A 15,546-nucleotide genomic window follows, 5' to 3' on the forward strand; every position below is an offset into this window, starting at 1 on the left:
TTATTTCTGTGCTGCGTCCTGTTTGCGCGCCTTGACGATGCGCCTGATCTCTTTCAACGCGAGCAGATGTCCGGGCTCCACCATCGTGCCATGCGTGAATCCATCCAGTTCAAACAGCTGCGTCTCTTTGTGGCCGATGACCTTCATCAGGCTGTTGAGATAAGCGTTTTCTTCATAACGCGTCGGAAATTCCAGTTCCCGGTCTCCTGTGATCAACAGGATCGGCGGTGCATCTTTGCGGGCATGGTATAGCGGTGCCATGTCATCAATAACGGGCTGGTCACGGCCTATGCCCATTTCTTCCCGGACTGTCATATGGGTGATGCAGTGTCCGCTGTAAGGGATCAGTCCCGCGATCTGATTGGCATCAATCTCGTGTGCCGCCAGCCAGCGTCGATCGAGGCCGAGCATACTGGTCAGATAGCCGCCCGCAGAATGTCCGGCCACGAAAATCAGGTTGGGATCACCACCATAGTTCTTGATGTTCTCAAAGGTCCAGGCAACCGCTGCGGCCGCATCTTCGAGGTACGCCGGCTTCTTCGCTTTGGGGAATAATCGATAGTTGACACCCACAACGGCAATCCCCTGATCCCGCAGCGCTTTGGGAATCTGCTTTCCGCCCCCTTTCAAACCCCCTCCATGAAACCAGACGACCGTGGGAAAGTTTTTAATCGTCGTGGGATAGTACAGGTCAAGTTTGCAGCGTTCACGCATGTATTCATCCTGCGCGGTGTCTGCCTCAGTCCGATAAGAAATATCAGCAATCGTTTTGTATTTCGACTCGCTCTCCTGCGCTGGTGCAGGGCGGGTTCCACAGATAACCAGGAGTAGAAGCAGCAGGGGGAGAGAAAATCGCAAGTGTCGCATATCGAAACCTCAAATGATTGTTGTCTCAGTGAGAAGCTGGGGGATGTCTGTCGAGGTTAAATTATAGATTACGTGCAGCCCTGATGACAGGCTGGTAGAGCTAGTCTCATCCGTGTTGTTGAGCCATTCCATCTTCAATTCCCCTCCGATCAGAGCATTCAGTCTTGCAGCTCGTTTGAGGTATGTAATACTGGAGCTTACTATTTTCTTCGCAGGGACTTTGTGTTCTGGCTCCAATCAGGCAGTTTTTATGACCGCTATTCTGGGCATTTCAGCATTCTATCACGACTCGGCAGCAGCGCTGATTGTCAATGGAGAAATTATTGCCGCGGCCCAGGAGGAGCGCTTTACCCGCGTTAAGCAGGATGCTTCGTTTCCCTCACAGGCGATTGAATATTGTCTACGGGAAGCCGGTCTTTCCGCAGATGAAATCGACTATGCAGGCTTCTATGAAAAACCGTTTCTGAAATTTGAGCGGCTGCTCGAAACCACGCTGGCTTTCGCTCCTTTTGGTTTTCGCGCGTTTCTGAATACGATTCCCAGCTGGCTACAGACCAAATTACATCTGCCCCGCATCATCAAATGGGAACTGCAGGGCAAATATCAGAAACGCATCGTCTTTTGTGAGCATCACGAATCTCACGCCGCCAGTGCGTTTTTCCCTTCTCCTTTTGAAGAAGCAGCGATCCTGACTGTCGACGGTGTGGGAGAGTGGGCTACCGCCGCTTATGGAGTTGGTAGGGGTAATCGAATCAAGATACAGAGTGAGTTGCATTATCCGCACTCACCTGGCTTACTGTATTCTGCATTCACTTATTACTGTGGCTTTCGCGTCAATTCTGGTGAATATAAGCTGATGGGGCTGGCGCCTTATGGAGAGCCGCGATTTGCTGATCTGATCCGGGAGAAGCTGGTCGACATCAAAGCCGACGGTTCGATCCGCCTGGATCTCTCTTACTTCAACTTCTGTCATGGGCTGACAATGACCTCCACCCGGTTTCACAAACTGTTTGGTGGTCCTCCCCGTCAACCAGAAACGGAGATCACACAACGACACAAAGATCTGGCGGCTTCAATTCAGGTTGTACTCGAAGAAATCCTCCTCAGGATGGTTCAACACCTGCATGCGAAGACGCAGCAGACGCGGCTCTGTATGGCTGGTGGTGTTGCTTTGAACTGTGTCGCGAATGGCAGGATCCTGCGGGAAGGGCCGTTTGATGAAGTCTGGATTCAACCAGCGGCCGGTGATGCGGGAGGCGCACTCGGAGTGGCTCAATTGATCTGGCATCAGCTCTTAAATCAGTCGCGAATTACTCACGCAACGGACCAGCAGCGCGGCAGTTTTCTGGGGCCACGCTTTGATGATGCAGAAATTCAGCAGTTTCTGGATCAGCAGCAGATTACTTACCATTGTCTCTCTGACGACCAGCAACTTTGTCAAGAAGTTGCCAGATTACTGGCGGAAGAAAAAGTCGTCGGTTGGTTCCAGGGGCGTATGGAATTTGGTCCCCGGGCTCTGGGCGGACGCAGTATTCTCGCCGATCCACGTAGTGCGCAGATGCAGTCGATGTTGAACCAGAAAATCAAATATCGCGAATCGTTTCGGCCCTTTGCTCCTGCAGTCTTGCGAGAACGTGTTACCGACTACTTCGATTTTCCCGAGCTATGCGAGAGCCCGTATATGCTGCAACTGGCGCAGGTTCAGCCACAAGCAAATATCCCCGCGGTCACTCACGTCGATGGTTCGTCTCGCCTGCAGACCGTCGATACCGAGCGGCATGGTCTCTTCTATCCGTTGATCTCTGAGTATGAAAAACTGACTGGAGTCCCCTTACTGATCAACACCAGTTTCAACGTACGCGGTGAACCTCCTGTGTGCACTCCCCAAGACGCGTGGCACTGCTTTATGTCGACCGATCTGGATGTACTGGTTCTCGAACATTTTGTGGTTATGAAATCGGAACAGTCAGCAGAACAGATGCAGGCAGCCCGAAAACAGCCAGTGGGCATGACACTCGACTGAAGACAACTCTGGAATGAATATAGACCGTATGACGCTCATCGAAATCAACTGGAATCCCCACAGACGCGAACTGCGCATGTTTGCAGTTGCGCTGACCTGTCTGTGTGTTCTGGGGGCGCCTTCAGTCTTCAGCGTGGGGTATCTGGTCTTCTCTCGAACACATTGTTCGGCGTTGCACTGGTTGTATTATGTGTCGCCTGGCTGACACCGCACTCGATGCGGCCCGTGTATCTCTTGTGGATGCTCCTGTTTTATCCACTCCGCTGGCTGGTTTCCTGCCTGTTAATCGCTGTGGTATATTATCTCGTGATCACACCTGTGGGGTTAATCATCAGACTGTCAGGTCGAAAGTTGATCGAGAAACAATTCGATTCCGAAACCAGCACGCACTGGAAACCCAAAACAGAAACACGGTCGCCCGAAGATTATTTTCGGCAGTTTTAATCGCGCTCAAATACTCAGGTCAGCAGATGACAGATTCAGACTCAACAGAACACGCAGCCGATGAGAAAACGCAGGCGGAATTTCAGACGCAGTCCAAACAGCCCGCGCCCGGAATTGTCGTCGAGTTCTGGGACTTTCTCTGTCACAACAAAAAGTGGTGGCTTGCGCCGATCATCATCGCACTGCTGTTGATTGGACTGCTGGTCTTCATCAGCGGCAGCGGACTGGCACCGTTCATCTATCCGATTTAAATCGAGCTTCGGTGAGGTGACCAGCGAAACGACTGCAGAACATCAGTCAGTAAGAGCGCGGCTGGTGCATGTTCATTCTCGCGGTGTTAAGGGGTTTCAGATCTCTCCTGATCTAAGGATGATTCCCATAAACTGTTTGCAGTGGGTAGACCAAAAGCATAGACTTGAGATTATACCAGGCGCCTCTTCCCGGGGATATTCTGTATCCCGATATCAGGGGGGCCTGCGTCCGGACTCTGCATCCCTTTTTTCCTTGCCTCTGGATTTAACAACATGAGAACTTTCTACGCTCGCTGTCTGGCAAGACTGCTGCTGGCACTCTGCCTCGGTTCCCCTGCTGCTCTGTCTGCCGCTCAGCATACCAACGTGATTCTGATCATGACCGATGATCAGGGGGGCTGGGACTATGGATTTCTGGGAAATAAAATTCTCAATACTCCTAATCTCGATAAGATGGCAGCCGGCGGCGCGCGGATGAGCCGTTTTTATGTGAGTCCCGTCTGTACGCCGACTCGGGCCAACCTGATGACGGGCCGCTATAACTATCGCACCCGTGCTATCGATACTTACATCGGACGAGCCATGATGGAGCCGGAAGAGGTCACCATCGCCGAGGTATTGAAACCCGCAGGCTACCGAACCGGAATTTTTGGGAAATGGCATCTGGGAGACAGCTATCCCATGCGTCCCCAGGACCAGGGCTTCCAGGAAGTGCTCGTCCATCGTGGCGGAGGTATTGGTCAGCCCAGCGATCCACCTGAAGGAGCTGGCAAATACACCGATCCGGTTCTGTTTCATAACGGCGAAAAAAACAGATGAAAGGTTATTGCACCGATATCTATTTCGACCATGCCATGAAATTCATCGAGCAGAACGAGGCGGATAACAGGCCCACTTTTATCTATCTGGCTACCAACGCGCCCCACGGACCCTTCGATGACGTTCCCGAGGAACTGCGAGAGAAGTACAAAGCGATGGATCTCAAAGACGCGTACGGTTATACCCTGAATCCCAAACGGAAAAATGAAAAGCTGTTCGATAAAACGTCACGCGTTTTCTCGATGATCGAAAATATCGACCAGAATATCGGACGCCTGTTTGCCCGTTTGAAGGAGATCGGCGCCTATGACAATACACTGGTGTTGTTCCTGAACGATAACGGTCCCAACGGTCCACGGTATGTGGGTCCGCACCAGGGGGCGAAAGGAAGTGTCAATGAAGGGGGCATACGCTCTCCACTGCTGGCACACTGGCCCGCTCAACTCACGCCGGGAACCGTCAATGGTCGGATTGCAGCCCACTACGACATCTTCCCCACAATTCTGGCAGCAACTGGCGTTTCCAAACCGGAAGCGTTGAAACTGGACGGAAGAAACATTCTCCCGCTGCTCAAAAATGAAGCCGAAAACTGGCCAGAGCGAGCGTTGTTCCTGCAGTGGCATCGAGGCGATGAACCGACACCGCGGACGAATGCCGCGGTCGTGACACAGAATTACAAGATGACTTTTTCCAAACCGGATGTACCCGGCAAACTGTTTCAGCTGAGCGACGATCCGGGCGAGCGTCAAGATCTGGCACAGACGAAACCAGCAGTCGCCAAACGGCTGACAAAACAATATGACCAGTGGTTTGCCGATGTGAGTCATACCCGGCCCGATAATTACGCTCCGCCGCGCATTCATGTCGGTAATCCCAAAGAAACGACAACGGTTCTGACGCGTCAGGACTGGCGTTACTCCGGCCCCAAAGGGAAAGGCTGGACGCGCGATGCCCGTGGGGTCTGGCTGATTACAGTGGAGGAAGATGGCACCTATGACCTCAAGGTGCAGTTCTCGAAGTCACAGCCACCCATGCAGGCCGAGCTGACGATGAAGGTCGGGAACGACCTCTTTCATTCGGTTGTCTCCGCAGACCAGTCCGAACATGTTTTCAAAAATGTCACCTTGCATAAAGGGGATCAGACGGTCGATGTCAAAATCGTCGAGGGGGATGTCGAACGCGGTCCTATGATGGTCTACCTCATCCAGAAACCGACAGGAAATGCTGCACAGTAACAGGTTCAGAGTGCTGTTTCAGAAGCGTCAGTACAGGCACCTGGATTCTCCCGGAAACTGTAAAAGATTGCTCAACTGGAATGGTCTTGAGTCAGGATACCATTTACTATAAATAAGGAATCTTAAATTATAGATGCGCTGCTCCAGAGTGAATCGAAGTAGAATAAACGGCTGAAATCTCCAGCGGATTCAAGCCAGAAGCGTAAGATGTCTGGGGCAGACCTGGTGCGAACCGGGAGAATTGACTTTTGAACGTCAATTAATCATCACTCCACAGGCCGAGACGAACCGCGGCCTTCCTCTGTTTATGGGACTGATTAATGCAAAAGAATTCAAACTTTAGCCGTCGTGAGTTTCTGAAAAGCACGACTGCCGGCGCCGCCGCAATTTCTACGGGACTCTGGACGGGGCTGGCTCCCGCTGCTTCGAAGTCCGCGAATGAAAAACTGAATATTGCCTGTATCGGGACTGCGAACCGCGCTGCAGCCGATGTCGCGGGTGTCAAAAGTGAGAACATCGTCGCCCTGGTAGACGTTGACCAGAATTACCTGGATCGTGCAGGATCGAGCTTACCGGATGCGCGTCGCTATGCAGACTACCGCGAGATGCTGGAAAGCGAAGATGGTAAGATTGACGCCGTCGTCATCGGCACCACCGACCATCATCACGCACCCGCCACGATTCGCGCTATTCGCAAAGGGCTCCATGTTTACTGTGAAAAACCGCTGACCCACACCGTTCAGGAAGCACGTATCATTGCTGAAGAGGCGAAGAAGCACGGCGTTGCCACACAGCTGGGAACTCAGATTCACGCCGGCGACAATTACCGTCGCGTTGTTGAGATTGTTCGATCTGGAGTTCTGGGCGATATCGGTGAAGTTCACGTCTGGGTAGGAAAAGGCTGGGGCGGCGGCGATCTGCCGACTGAAACTCAGGATCCTCCGAAGAACCTGAACTGGGATCTCTGGCTCGGTCCTGCACCTGAGCGTCCTTATGCCGCCGGTCGTTATCATCCCGCACAGTGGCGTCGCTGGTGGCAGTTCGGCCAGGGAACACTGGGTGATATGGCCTGCCATTACATGGACCTCCCCTTCTGGGCACTCGACCTGCGTCATCCGACGCACTGTGAAGCCGAAGGCCCCGAAGTCCATCCCGAAGCCTGTCCACACGGTTTGACCGTTCGTTACCAGTTCCCCAAACGGGGCAGCCTGGTACCCGTCAACCTGACCTGGTACGACGGAAACATGATTCCCAAGAAAGTCGCCGGTCAGCGTGTACCGGGAAGTGGTGTGATGTTTGTCGGTACTGAGGGATCCATGTTTGCCAACTACGGCAGCTATAAACTGTTCCCGAAAGAAAAGTTCGGCGACTTCAAACCACCAAAAGAGTCCATTCCGAATTCAATCGGTCATCACGCCGAATGGATCAAGGCCTGCAAGGATGGTTCTCCCACCACCTGCAACTTTGATTACTCTGGTGCCCTGACTGAAGCGGTTTTGCTGGGCAATGTGGCTTATCGTTCGCAGTGTGCCCTGGATTGGGATGCAGCGAACCTCAAAGCAACGAACTGTCCTACAGCCGACAAGTTCATCTCGAAAGAATACCGCGACGGCTGGGAAGTCGTTTAATCCCGCGGTCAGCGCAAAGACAGGCCCGGCTTCCAAATTGGGAAGCCGGGCTTTTTTTACAGATTAAATTACTCGCCGGGAATGTATTTCAGCTGAATCCTGGTATTCGGCAGTTTCTTTTTCAGCTCTTTGACGCCTGCTTCAGAGACCGCCGTCCGTGTGACCGTCAGCTCTTTGAGGCTGGTCAGTCCCTCCAGTGCCGGTAATCCCGCATCAGACACGGGGGTGGAACCCAGGTGCAGAAATTCGAGCTGATGCATGTCTTTGAGGTATTTCAGCCCGGCATCGGTGACCTGTGTGTTATCCAGGTTGAGCCATTTCATTTTGGTCAGCCCCTGTAACGGCTTGATGCCCTCGTCGGTCAGCGCGACGCGCCAGAGATTCAGTTTCTGCATTTCCTTCAGTCCCGAGAGGTGCTGCATACCGGGGTCGGAGAGCAGGCTGTTCTCGCTCAGGTCAAGTTCAACCAACTGTGGAATTTTCGCGAGGGCCGCCAGTCCTTCGTTGGAGATCTGATTTTGTGCCAGGCGGATTTTTTTCAGCTTGGGAAACGTGGTCAGTGTCTGCAACGCTTTGTCATCAATCAGTGTTTTCGCGAGGTAGATTTCTTCCAGTTTCTGAAGATCTTTCAACTGAGTCAGACCATCGTCGCTGACCCAGAGGAAGTCGAGCATCAGCGCTTTGAGGTTGGTCAGCTTGTTGATGTTCGGCATGGCTTCATCATCGATGTCTTCATTACCCGACAGACGCAGTGCCTTGAGCTTGGAGAGCCCCGTCAGGTAAGTGATCGACTTATTGGCTAATGAGCAGTCACGTGCATCCAGATTCTCCAATGATTTGACCTGCCCCACGAGTTCGAGGACCGCATCATTCAACGGTGTTTCATTGAACAGCAGCGATCGCAGTCGCGTTAACTGGGTGATCGCCTCGAGTGTTTTGGCATCATCGATTACGGTGCCGCGCAGATTGACTTCGATGACATAGCCGTCTTTATCCAGTTTCAGTTTCGCACCAGCGGCTTTGAGGGATTCAGCCGCTTTGAGCTCACTCTCGGGCACGCTGGCTTCCGGTGTCTCTTGAGTCGCCTGTTCGGTTGGTGCTGTTTCTTGGGAGGCCGGCTTCTCAACTTCTCCCTGTTTCGCACAACCGTTGATCAGGGTAAGGCAGCAAACGAGAATCATCGCTTCTCGAATTGGTTTCATGGTTTGATCCTTCAAGCATAAGTAGCAAAAAAAGTCTTCTGACCCTAAGCATACCGACTCTCGGGAAGACTCAAAACCGATGGCAAGACTGCATTTCCGTTTTTTGTACAAATCTGGCGTAAGTACAAGACTTTGGTGGGGCTTCACGCTACCGGGCGGGATTGAATTTCAAAGCATAGAGGTCGGCATCGTGCATCACAAAACGCAGACGGACCGGCTTTCCCGAGAGTGAGGAAACATCAGTCCCATCCTTCCAACGCACGGTACGGGCAATATGGTCGCCGTAAATCGGTTCGCAGTCGGCCAGCGTGAAGCCGGGCAGGGGATTTCCTTCAACATCCTGAATTTCCACTTGAATCTGTCCGGCAGCACTAGTTGAATAATTGATCTCCAGTTCGTTGCCGGTGAAGGTCAGCAGTTTGGTGATCAGCGTTCCCCCTTCCAGCGGGGCATTGACGGAGGCGACACCGTCCAGTCTGAGTGTATAACGTCGGCCCCCTGTCAGGAACAGTGACATTTCTGCAGGGCCCGTCTGATGAATGCCGATTGCGGCGTAGTTCGCACGGTTCGCCCAGCCATCCTGACCAATCCCGGGGCGAATGAATGACTGGGTGAATTCCCGATCAAAGGGAGCTGCACCGCGGGCACTCATAAACAGAATGTCGGTTGCAGAACCCCGCTTGGCCATGAAGCGGGTGGGGAGCGCGAAGTAGATGTGCGGCGCACGAAAGTAAGGCTGAGTACAGGCGGTATAGAGATGCTCGTTGGGAAGATTGGCGTGCATTTCCTGGAAGGGAGTCCAGTGGATGAAATCCTGCGATGTCGTGCGGGCAATACCACGATAACCTTTGATGAACCGTCTGAAATAACAGACGTATGCATGCTCACTTTCAGACCAGAATGCGTAGTTCTGTGAATCGAAGTACTTGCCCCACGCCTCCGGGATCACCGGATCCGCCTGCAGCGGTTTCCAGTGAATCCCATCCGGGGAGACAAACGCTTTCAGGCCTCCCGGTCCCCGGCGTTTGCGGACTTCGAGATGCTGATTCGGCTGATAAGCGAGCCCACCCAGCGCCTTATATTTTTCGGTCTCAGGTACACCGGGTCGGGTATCGATGAAAGGAGTGAAGTTGTGATTCACCAGAAATTCATTCATCAGGACCACGTTACCTGCAGGGAAGGTGGGATGGTCCGGGTAGATTCCCAGGTCTGGCAGGGTCCAGTGAATCCCATCCTTACTTTCCGCATACAGGGTGACTTCGCCGTCATGATATTGTTCCCAGCCTTTTTTCCAGTGATTGCCCGGCTGGGTATCGCCCCGATAATAAAATTGAAATTGATCATCTGCTTTGAGAACCGTGGCATAATGGCCGTGCGGACGTGGCGGATCAACTGCCGGCATGAGCTGAGGTGTGTGCAGCTTGAGTTCTGTGTCGATCAACTCACCGACCAGAAAGCGATCGACAAACAGTTCCCGGCGGGAACCAATCTCGCGAACCGGCTCTTCAGCGAAAACAACTGACCAGGCAGGAAGCAGCAAAACAGCACACAGGCAGAGGATCTTCATGGTGGCGGACCTCGTCTCTGGTTGGGGCAGAATGAATTTATTCGAAGGAATCGTCAGACGGGGATGTATCTGAAACTTCGAATGTATTCAGCATCGAATGAATCGGTTTCAGATGCGCTGTCAGACTTTGGATGGCTATATTGCAGTCGCGATCTCGGAGCGCATCAACGACGGCCTGGTGTTCGTCTACCATCTGGAATGTCGGTAACGGGAAGAAGTCGATTCCCTGTTGAAAATACTTCATCAATACCTGGTGGAACTGTGTGATCAGTTCCTGGTTGGCAGCCTGCAGGAGGGCTTCGTGGAACAGCAGATCTTTTTCGACAAACTTTTTCAGGAGCAGTCCGTCTGACAGCTGATCGTTCTCCAGCAGCAGATGTTGCTCGTCAACGATCTCCTGCAGTCGATCCAGTTGCAAGTCCGTGATGTTCTGAATTACCATCGGAATGGAACCGAGCTCGATCACCACGCGCAACTGGGCCACTTCCCGCCAGCCTTTTTCACACGTTGTCTGGGGAACCAGAACTTTGCGCAAGACTGATTGAATATCTCCCTCTGCCACAGAAAGGCCCACTTTGGGGCGACCGGTGATGACTCCCAGTCCGCGTAAGTTTCCGACAGCTTCACGAATCACTGAGCGAGACACCCCGAATTCTTCAGTCAGCTTTTCGACAGTTCCCAGATAACTGCCGGGCACCAGCTTCTCTCTCTGGATGCGGAGGCAGATCTGTTCTGCGATTTCTGAGCTTTTGGGAAAAGAGGTTGCCCAGCTATCAGAGTTCAATAGGTCGGTCGGATCTGGCATGTTTCACTTCTCAAGTTTCAACGGGGAGTGAAAGGCTCTGGTGGGGCACAGTTGAGTGAGCTTCATCGAGTAATCATATGCTGATGAGAATTTAATAGAAAATCAACACAACCGCGAAAAAAGTCTGCGGAGGTAGTGGTTATCGATACAGGCATGTGAGTGGTTAAAAGCGGAAGAGATAGGCTGTCTGTTCCGCGGCGTGTTCCAGAGAATTGATCATTTCAATCTCCGCACGCTTCATTGTGAGGTAGTCTTGAATCCGTGATTCACCGAAGTGACGTTGAAACAGGGAGTCTGCTTCCAGGGCAGACAATGCTACCGATAGATCAGAGGGATAGCGCGTCATGCCGCGCGATTCTCGTTCCGCTTCGCTCAATAATGCCGGATCGGTCATGACAGGTTCACCGGGAGAAGCACCCCGGTCGATTCCATCCAGACCGGCACTGAGCAATGCTGAGAGCGCCAGGTAAGGATTGCATGTCGGGTCAGAAGGTTTGAATTCTACATTAACAGTGGCGGATTCCTGCCCCAGAAAGCCGGAGGCCGCACGGAGTGTTGCTTCGCGATTGTCTGGCCCCCAGGAGGCATAACAGGAACTCCAGCAACGTTCGACGAATCGACTATAGGAATTGGTAGTTGGTGCTGTAAACGCCATGACTGCTGGCAGGTGATTCAGAACTCCTGCTGTGAACTGCAGAGCCAGTTCTGAAAGTCCAAAAGCGGCATTGGGATCATAAAACAGATTCTGTTCGCTCTCTTTATCCCAGAGGCTGAAATGGATATGACAGCCATTTCCGGCTGAATCAGGCGACGCTTTAGGCATGAAGGAAATCCGGAAGTCATTCGCCAGGGCGACACCGCGCACGGTTTCTTTGAAAATGACCTGCTGGTCCGCGGAAAGCATGCCGGCCTGATGGCGAATGGGGATTTCATGCTGACCATGGCCCGCTTCCGGGTAATACTTCTCAACCTGCACGCCCTGCTGTTCCAGTGCAGAGAGGATTGGCAGAATGTAGGGGCTGGCCATATCCATGGCTGCGGAACTGAAGCAGTTCGTCTGATCGAGGGGCTCCCAGATGCCATTCACATTGCGATAGATAGTAAACTCGTTTTCAAAAGCCGCCCTGAGGACCAGTCCGCGTTCAGAAAGTCTGTCGAGAAACGTCTGCAATAAATGTCGCGGACAGAGTTCCCAGGGATCTCCCTGGATCGTATTCAGGTTAGAGATCATCCGCGCATGGCCTGGCAGGTAAGGGAGTACCTGAAAGGTATTGATGTCAGGACAAATCCGTACTTCACCCACGGGTTGAAACTGGCTTTCCGGAGGCAGGTGATCGAAGACCGTTACCGAAGCCTGGGCCTGTGTCAGGCCCAGGCCGTGTGCGAGCACATCATCGATACTACCGGGCAGAAACGCTTTGCCCCGCGCGATACCATCGGGGCCGACATAAATCGCCCGCACCAGTTCCACGTTGTATTCCCGCAGCTGTTTTTCCAGTAGATCGCGCTGCATCTGCGTCTCTCTGTTGTCTGAAGTGATAGTAGAGTGAAAAGAGTGATGTCCTGAGTTAGCGCATCACGACTGCCGTCTTTTTAATCTGTTTATGGCAGGCGATGCAGGTCATCGTCAGATGCAGATAGCTGAGCGAGACTCCATCAATATTTTTCTTTTTCGCATAATCCTGCAGCTCTTTAGCCGCACTGCGAAATTCGGCACTCTGTTGCGCAAAAACCGGACCTTCCACGACTTGCCACTGAGTCGCGTTACTCATATCAATCAGCTTTTGCGCGCCTTTCTGGATCTGTTGGAAGTCCTCTGTCATCATGCCTTCCAGAACCTGTTTGGAACTATCCAGTTTGGCCTGCATGAATTGAGACACTTTTTCCTGCGCAGGAATTTTCTTCTGATTTTTCGCAGCTACGGGAGCCAACTCAGTGGCGTTGGCGGGAGAAAGAGTTGAGTGGCGATCTCCACTGCTGGTGACCAGAACTCCACAGACGAGAATAAACAGGGTATTGCGCATAGCTGCTCCTCCAATGGTGCCTCAGGAAAGAAAGGTACCTGCGGTGTTTCAAAACAGATCACAGGCCCTGACTGAATTCTAAAAGATTCATTCAGATTCTGGAAAGGTGAATCAGTGAATTTTCACAATCCACTTCTCAAGGCTCCAATGTGAGCAGCACGGCCTGGGGATCAGATTCTCTTACCTGCGTTCCAGGCGGGAGGGTCACTCGCTGGAAAGGATTCATCTGCCGCCTCATCAATGGCATTCATGGGACGCTTGCCTGATATGTCGGAGATGATCGTCAACAGCAGCGACGCGGATTCCAGACATTCAACTGCATGTGGTTCAGCGTGAGGTAGATGCAATAACTTGCCTGCGGTCAGCTCATGTGATTCACCCAGGCAGTTGAATTTTACGCGGCCTTCGAGGCATTGAATTGTGATAATGCCGGGCGCTGTGTGCTCAGGCAAAGATTTTCCAGACTGTAAAACCAGGCGAATGACCTGGAACTCTTCCGTTTTGACCAGCGTGGTTGTTTTAGCTGACTCCAGATCCGCCCCCAGCGGGCTTACGTCAACCACTTCACCCGCTTTGGCATGTGAAAGTGTCATGACTGCTATCCTTCTGTTAGAGTCTATGGCTTCTTCAGTAATCCAGTAGTGATTACCAAATCAGGCACGCGAACTGTAAAGCTGGCGGGTGCCTGTATTCATTGTAAGGCTCCAGACGCGTACAGAAAAGGGGCGATTGCCAAAAGGGGCCGAGAAGCCGTTTAACTTTGCTGCATCTGCTGCACACCCCTCTCCAGAATCTGCTGCGCTGACAGGCTGATCTTGGGATCACACAATTCCCAGGGGGTTTCGCCGGTCCGGATACAATGTGCAAAATGTTCCGTCGCTGTCTGCAGGGTAAGCACTGGACACTCGACTTTCACCTCTGTTCCCAGAGGTTCGTCTTCGGTAGCCAGCATCAGTCTTCCTTTTTTATGCGGTTCGACAATCAAGGTTCCCTGGGTGCCATAGATCGCGGTTGCGTAAGCTGTCAGTTTACCGACTTGTGACCAGGACCCTTCCGCGGTTGCAATCCCGTGCGGGTACTGCATGACGATCAGCGCATTGTCTTCTACACCAAGCGGGGCAGGGCGGTACTGTCCTCCCAGGCCGGTGACTGAATCCGGTTCTCCCAGCAGATTACTGGCCAGGACACAGCCGTAACAGCAGTAATCCATCATGGCGCCGGCACCATTCAGCTCTGCATCAAAGAGCCATTCACAGAAATAATCGCTGCAGCCCAGTTCTTTAGGGCCGGCATGGGCGGCCCGGTATTTCACCTGCCAGAGGTCTCCGATGCCACCCGCTTTGGCAAAGGCAATCGCATGTTGCATCTGGGGCCACCAGGCGAAAGGCCAGTTGACCATCAGGCACAGATCTTTTGCTTGAGCTGCAGTCAGCATCGCTTCAGCCTGCGCGAGACTCGCAGCCATCGGCTTTTCGATCATCACGTGCAGCCCCCGTTCCAAGGCCAGTAGTGTCAGTTCCGCCCCGGCTTTGTTACTGCTGAAAATGAAGACGCCATCCAGCTCCTGTTCGCTCAATAGTTCTTCAGGTGTTTCATAAACGGGGCATCCAAATTCGCTCTGAATGCGTTCCCGCAAGGCCTGATTGGTATCAAAGGCTCCCACGAGTTCCGCATTTGCAGAATGCGTCAACTGGGGCAGATGATCCCAGACGTGGTCATGAATTAAGCCGAGAACTCCGATGCGTACTGGTGATTGTGACATGCTGTAGCTCTATATTTAAAGGAGAAGGATGAGTTATTGATTTTCCTGCTGAAAGAATTCGGTGAAACTCTGTCTGATCTGTTCGATTTGCGTTTCCGTATAGTCGAGTCGTTCTGCCTTTCCCCAGACGGGAGCCGGCCAGTAAGGATCAGTATGTTTCCGCCCAATCACATGAATGTGCAACTGGCTGACCACATTGCCCAGCGTGGCGATATTTAATTTATCCGGTTCACAGTGTTGTTGCAGGTAACGGGCAACCAGATTCACCTCGCTCAGAATTGCGGTCTGCTGTGCGAAGGGGAGTCGCGTCAGCTCAATATCCTCGCAGTGGGGAACCAGAATGAACCAGTCGACCAGCGCATTGTTCATCAACAACAGTCGCGATTCCGTCAGCTCAGAGATGGGGTGGCAGTCTGCCTGCAGGCGTGCGTCCAGTTCCATGGGAATTCCTTTTTCATGAACCATGTTTTACTTGTTTAACCGGCCCGGTTAATCAGAAAGGTCGCCATCTGGTCGAAAAACATTTCCAGAGTCTGGCGAATTTCCGCGGGAACTTCTGTCTCAGTCATGGCGGCAGTCATCAGCTCCATCCAGCGATCTCGGGCACTCTGGTTGATCGCAAACGGCGCGTGACGCATACGGAGAGCAGGATGTCCCCGCTCCTTTAGATAACGCTGTGGGCCACCGAGTCGATATACCAGAAATTCTTTCAGGCGATATTCTGCGCCATCCAGATCATCTTGCGGGTACATGGGGTTCAGAATGTCGTCCGTTTTCACTCGACGATAAAAGGCAGCGATCAGCTGCTCCAGTTGGACTTCCCCCAGATGGTCAAAGATTTCTTCCAGTGCGATCTGATTCATCGAGCTTCGCGTTTCCTCTATGGTGCCGTATATTTCTCTCTGTACTTAAAATTTGG

The 15,546-nt window shown here is 52.6% G+C and carries 16 protein-coding genes; 6 read left to right on the forward strand and 10 right to left on the reverse strand.

Annotated elements, in window-relative coordinates; translation table 11 throughout:
* Positions 1-867, reverse strand: coding sequence for an alpha/beta hydrolase (locus F1728_RS21005; protein WP_155365719.1), 867 nt, complete (start codon positions 865-867; stop codon positions 1-3).
* A 250-nt stretch (positions 868-1,117) separates the two neighbouring features.
* Here F1728_RS21005 and F1728_RS21010 point away from each other — a divergent pair, with 250 nt between their 5' ends.
* The 6 genes from F1728_RS21010 to F1728_RS21030 all read left to right on the forward strand — a co-directional run bounded on the left by F1728_RS21010 (position 1,118) and on the right by F1728_RS21030 (position 7,267).
* Positions 1,118-2,890, forward strand: a complete 1,773-nt coding sequence (locus F1728_RS21010) for a carbamoyltransferase family protein (RefSeq protein ID WP_155365720.1) — start codon at positions 1,118-1,120, stop codon at positions 2,888-2,890.
* 102 nt (positions 2,891-2,992) lie between these two features.
* Positions 2,993-3,334 carry an SxtJ family membrane protein gene (locus F1728_RS32655; RefSeq protein WP_228030268.1) on the forward strand — a complete coding sequence of 114 codons (342 nt, stop codon included), beginning with the start codon at positions 2,993-2,995 and terminating at the stop codon, positions 3,332-3,334.
* Between the two features lie 26 nt (positions 3,335-3,360).
* Complete coding sequence (locus F1728_RS21015) at positions 3,361-3,585, forward strand: DUF5989 family protein (protein WP_155365721.1); 225 nt, start codon at positions 3,361-3,363, stop codon at positions 3,583-3,585.
* 273 nt (positions 3,586-3,858) lie between these two features.
* Positions 3,859-4,404, forward strand: a complete 546-nt coding sequence (locus F1728_RS21020) for a sulfatase-like hydrolase/transferase (RefSeq protein WP_155365722.1) — start codon at positions 3,859-3,861, stop codon at positions 4,402-4,404.
* Positions 4,401-5,639, forward strand: coding sequence for a sulfatase-like hydrolase/transferase (locus F1728_RS21025; RefSeq protein ID WP_155365723.1), 1,239 nt, complete (start codon positions 4,401-4,403; stop codon positions 5,637-5,639). Before F1728_RS21020 ends, F1728_RS21025 begins: the two co-directional genes overlap by 4 nt.
* A gap of 320 nt (positions 5,640-5,959) precedes the next feature.
* Positions 5,960-7,267 (forward strand): Gfo/Idh/MocA family oxidoreductase, encoded by a 1,308-nt coding sequence (locus tag F1728_RS21030; RefSeq protein ID WP_155365724.1) that lies wholly within the window; start codon positions 5,960-5,962, stop codon positions 7,265-7,267.
* A gap of 68 nt (positions 7,268-7,335) precedes the next feature.
* On the opposite strand, the gene F1728_RS21035 is transcribed toward F1728_RS21030, so the two are convergent.
* The 9 genes from F1728_RS21035 to F1728_RS21075 all read right to left on the reverse strand — a co-directional run bounded on the left by F1728_RS21035 (position 7,336) and on the right by F1728_RS21075 (position 15,490).
* Complete coding sequence (locus F1728_RS21035; RefSeq protein ID WP_155365725.1) at positions 7,336-8,469, reverse strand: leucine-rich repeat domain-containing protein; 1,134 nt, start codon at positions 8,467-8,469, stop codon at positions 7,336-7,338.
* 148 nt (positions 8,470-8,617) lie between these two features.
* Complete coding sequence (locus tag F1728_RS21040) at positions 8,618-10,036, reverse strand: glycoside hydrolase family protein (protein WP_155365726.1); 1,419 nt, start codon at positions 10,034-10,036, stop codon at positions 8,618-8,620.
* A 37-nt stretch (positions 10,037-10,073) separates the two neighbouring features.
* Entirely contained in the window at positions 10,074-10,841 is a 768-nt protein-coding gene (locus F1728_RS21045; RefSeq protein ID WP_155365727.1) for a FadR/GntR family transcriptional regulator, read from the reverse strand.
* A 163-nt stretch (positions 10,842-11,004) separates the two neighbouring features.
* On the reverse strand, positions 11,005-12,354 hold the full coding sequence (locus F1728_RS21050) for a glutamine synthetase family protein (RefSeq protein ID WP_155365728.1): 1,350 nt from the start codon (positions 12,352-12,354) through the stop codon (positions 11,005-11,007).
* 55 nt (positions 12,355-12,409) lie between these two features.
* Positions 12,410-12,865 (reverse strand): hypothetical protein, encoded by a 456-nt coding sequence (locus F1728_RS21055; RefSeq protein ID WP_228030269.1) that lies wholly within the window; start codon positions 12,863-12,865, stop codon positions 12,410-12,412.
* Positions 12,866-13,035: 170 nt separating this feature from the next.
* A complete protein-coding gene (locus tag F1728_RS21060) occupies positions 13,036-13,458 on the reverse strand; it encodes a cupin domain-containing protein (RefSeq protein ID WP_155365729.1) in 423 nt (140 codons plus the stop codon).
* 161 nt (positions 13,459-13,619) lie between these two features.
* The gene (locus F1728_RS21065) at positions 13,620-14,627 is read right to left on the reverse strand and encodes a Gfo/Idh/MocA family protein (protein WP_155365730.1); all 1,008 of its coding nucleotides are present in this window, start codon (positions 14,625-14,627) and stop codon (positions 13,620-13,622) included.
* Positions 14,628-14,660: 33 nt separating this feature from the next.
* Positions 14,661-15,068 (reverse strand): HIT domain-containing protein, encoded by a 408-nt coding sequence (locus tag F1728_RS21070; protein ID WP_228030270.1) that lies wholly within the window; start codon positions 15,066-15,068, stop codon positions 14,661-14,663.
* Between the two features lie 35 nt (positions 15,069-15,103).
* Positions 15,104-15,490 (reverse strand): globin domain-containing protein, encoded by a 387-nt coding sequence (locus F1728_RS21075; RefSeq protein WP_155365732.1) that lies wholly within the window; start codon positions 15,488-15,490, stop codon positions 15,104-15,106.
* Positions 15,491-15,546 lie beyond the last annotated feature (56 nt).

The organism is Gimesia benthica, assembly GCF_009720525.1.
Taxonomy (GTDB): domain Bacteria; phylum Planctomycetota; class Planctomycetia; order Planctomycetales; family Planctomycetaceae; genus Gimesia; species Gimesia benthica.

Coding starts and splice junctions, on each gene's coding strand:
- F1728_RS21005 (WP_155365719.1), bottom strand. CDS start 867: ATGCGACACTTGCGATTTTCTCTCCCCCTGCTGCTTCTACTCCTGGTT.
- F1728_RS21010 (WP_155365720.1), top strand. CDS start 1,118: ATGACCGCTATTCTGGGCATTTCAGCATTCTATCACGACTCGGCAGCA.
- F1728_RS21015 (WP_155365721.1), top strand. CDS start 3,361: ATGACAGATTCAGACTCAACAGAACACGCAGCCGATGAGAAAACGCAG.
- F1728_RS21020 (WP_155365722.1), top strand. CDS start 3,859: ATGAGAACTTTCTACGCTCGCTGTCTGGCAAGACTGCTGCTGGCACTC.
- F1728_RS21025 (WP_155365723.1), top strand. CDS start 4,401: ATGAAAGGTTATTGCACCGATATCTATTTCGACCATGCCATGAAATTC.
- F1728_RS21030 (WP_155365724.1), top strand. CDS start 5,960: ATGCAAAAGAATTCAAACTTTAGCCGTCGTGAGTTTCTGAAAAGCACG.
- F1728_RS21035 (WP_155365725.1), bottom strand. CDS start 8,469: ATGAAACCAATTCGAGAAGCGATGATTCTCGTTTGCTGCCTTACCCTG.
- F1728_RS21040 (WP_155365726.1), bottom strand. CDS start 10,036: ATGAAGATCCTCTGCCTGTGTGCTGTTTTGCTGCTTCCTGCCTGGTCA.
- F1728_RS21045 (WP_155365727.1), bottom strand. CDS start 10,841: ATGCCAGATCCGACCGACCTATTGAACTCTGATAGCTGGGCAACCTCT.
- F1728_RS21050 (WP_155365728.1), bottom strand. CDS start 12,354: ATGCAGCGCGATCTACTGGAAAAACAGCTGCGGGAATACAACGTGGAA.
- F1728_RS21055 (WP_228030269.1), bottom strand. CDS start 12,865: ATGCGCAATACCCTGTTTATTCTCGTCTGTGGAGTTCTGGTCACCAGC.
- F1728_RS21060 (WP_155365729.1), bottom strand. CDS start 13,458: ATGACACTTTCACATGCCAAAGCGGGTGAAGTGGTTGACGTAAGCCCG.
- F1728_RS21065 (WP_155365730.1), bottom strand. CDS start 14,627: ATGTCACAATCACCAGTACGCATCGGAGTTCTCGGCTTAATTCATGAC.
- F1728_RS21070 (WP_228030270.1), bottom strand. CDS start 15,068: ATGGAACTGGACGCACGCCTGCAGGCAGACTGCCACCCCATCTCTGAG.
- F1728_RS21075 (WP_155365732.1), bottom strand. CDS start 15,490: ATGAATCAGATCGCACTGGAAGAAATCTTTGACCATCTGGGGGAAGTC.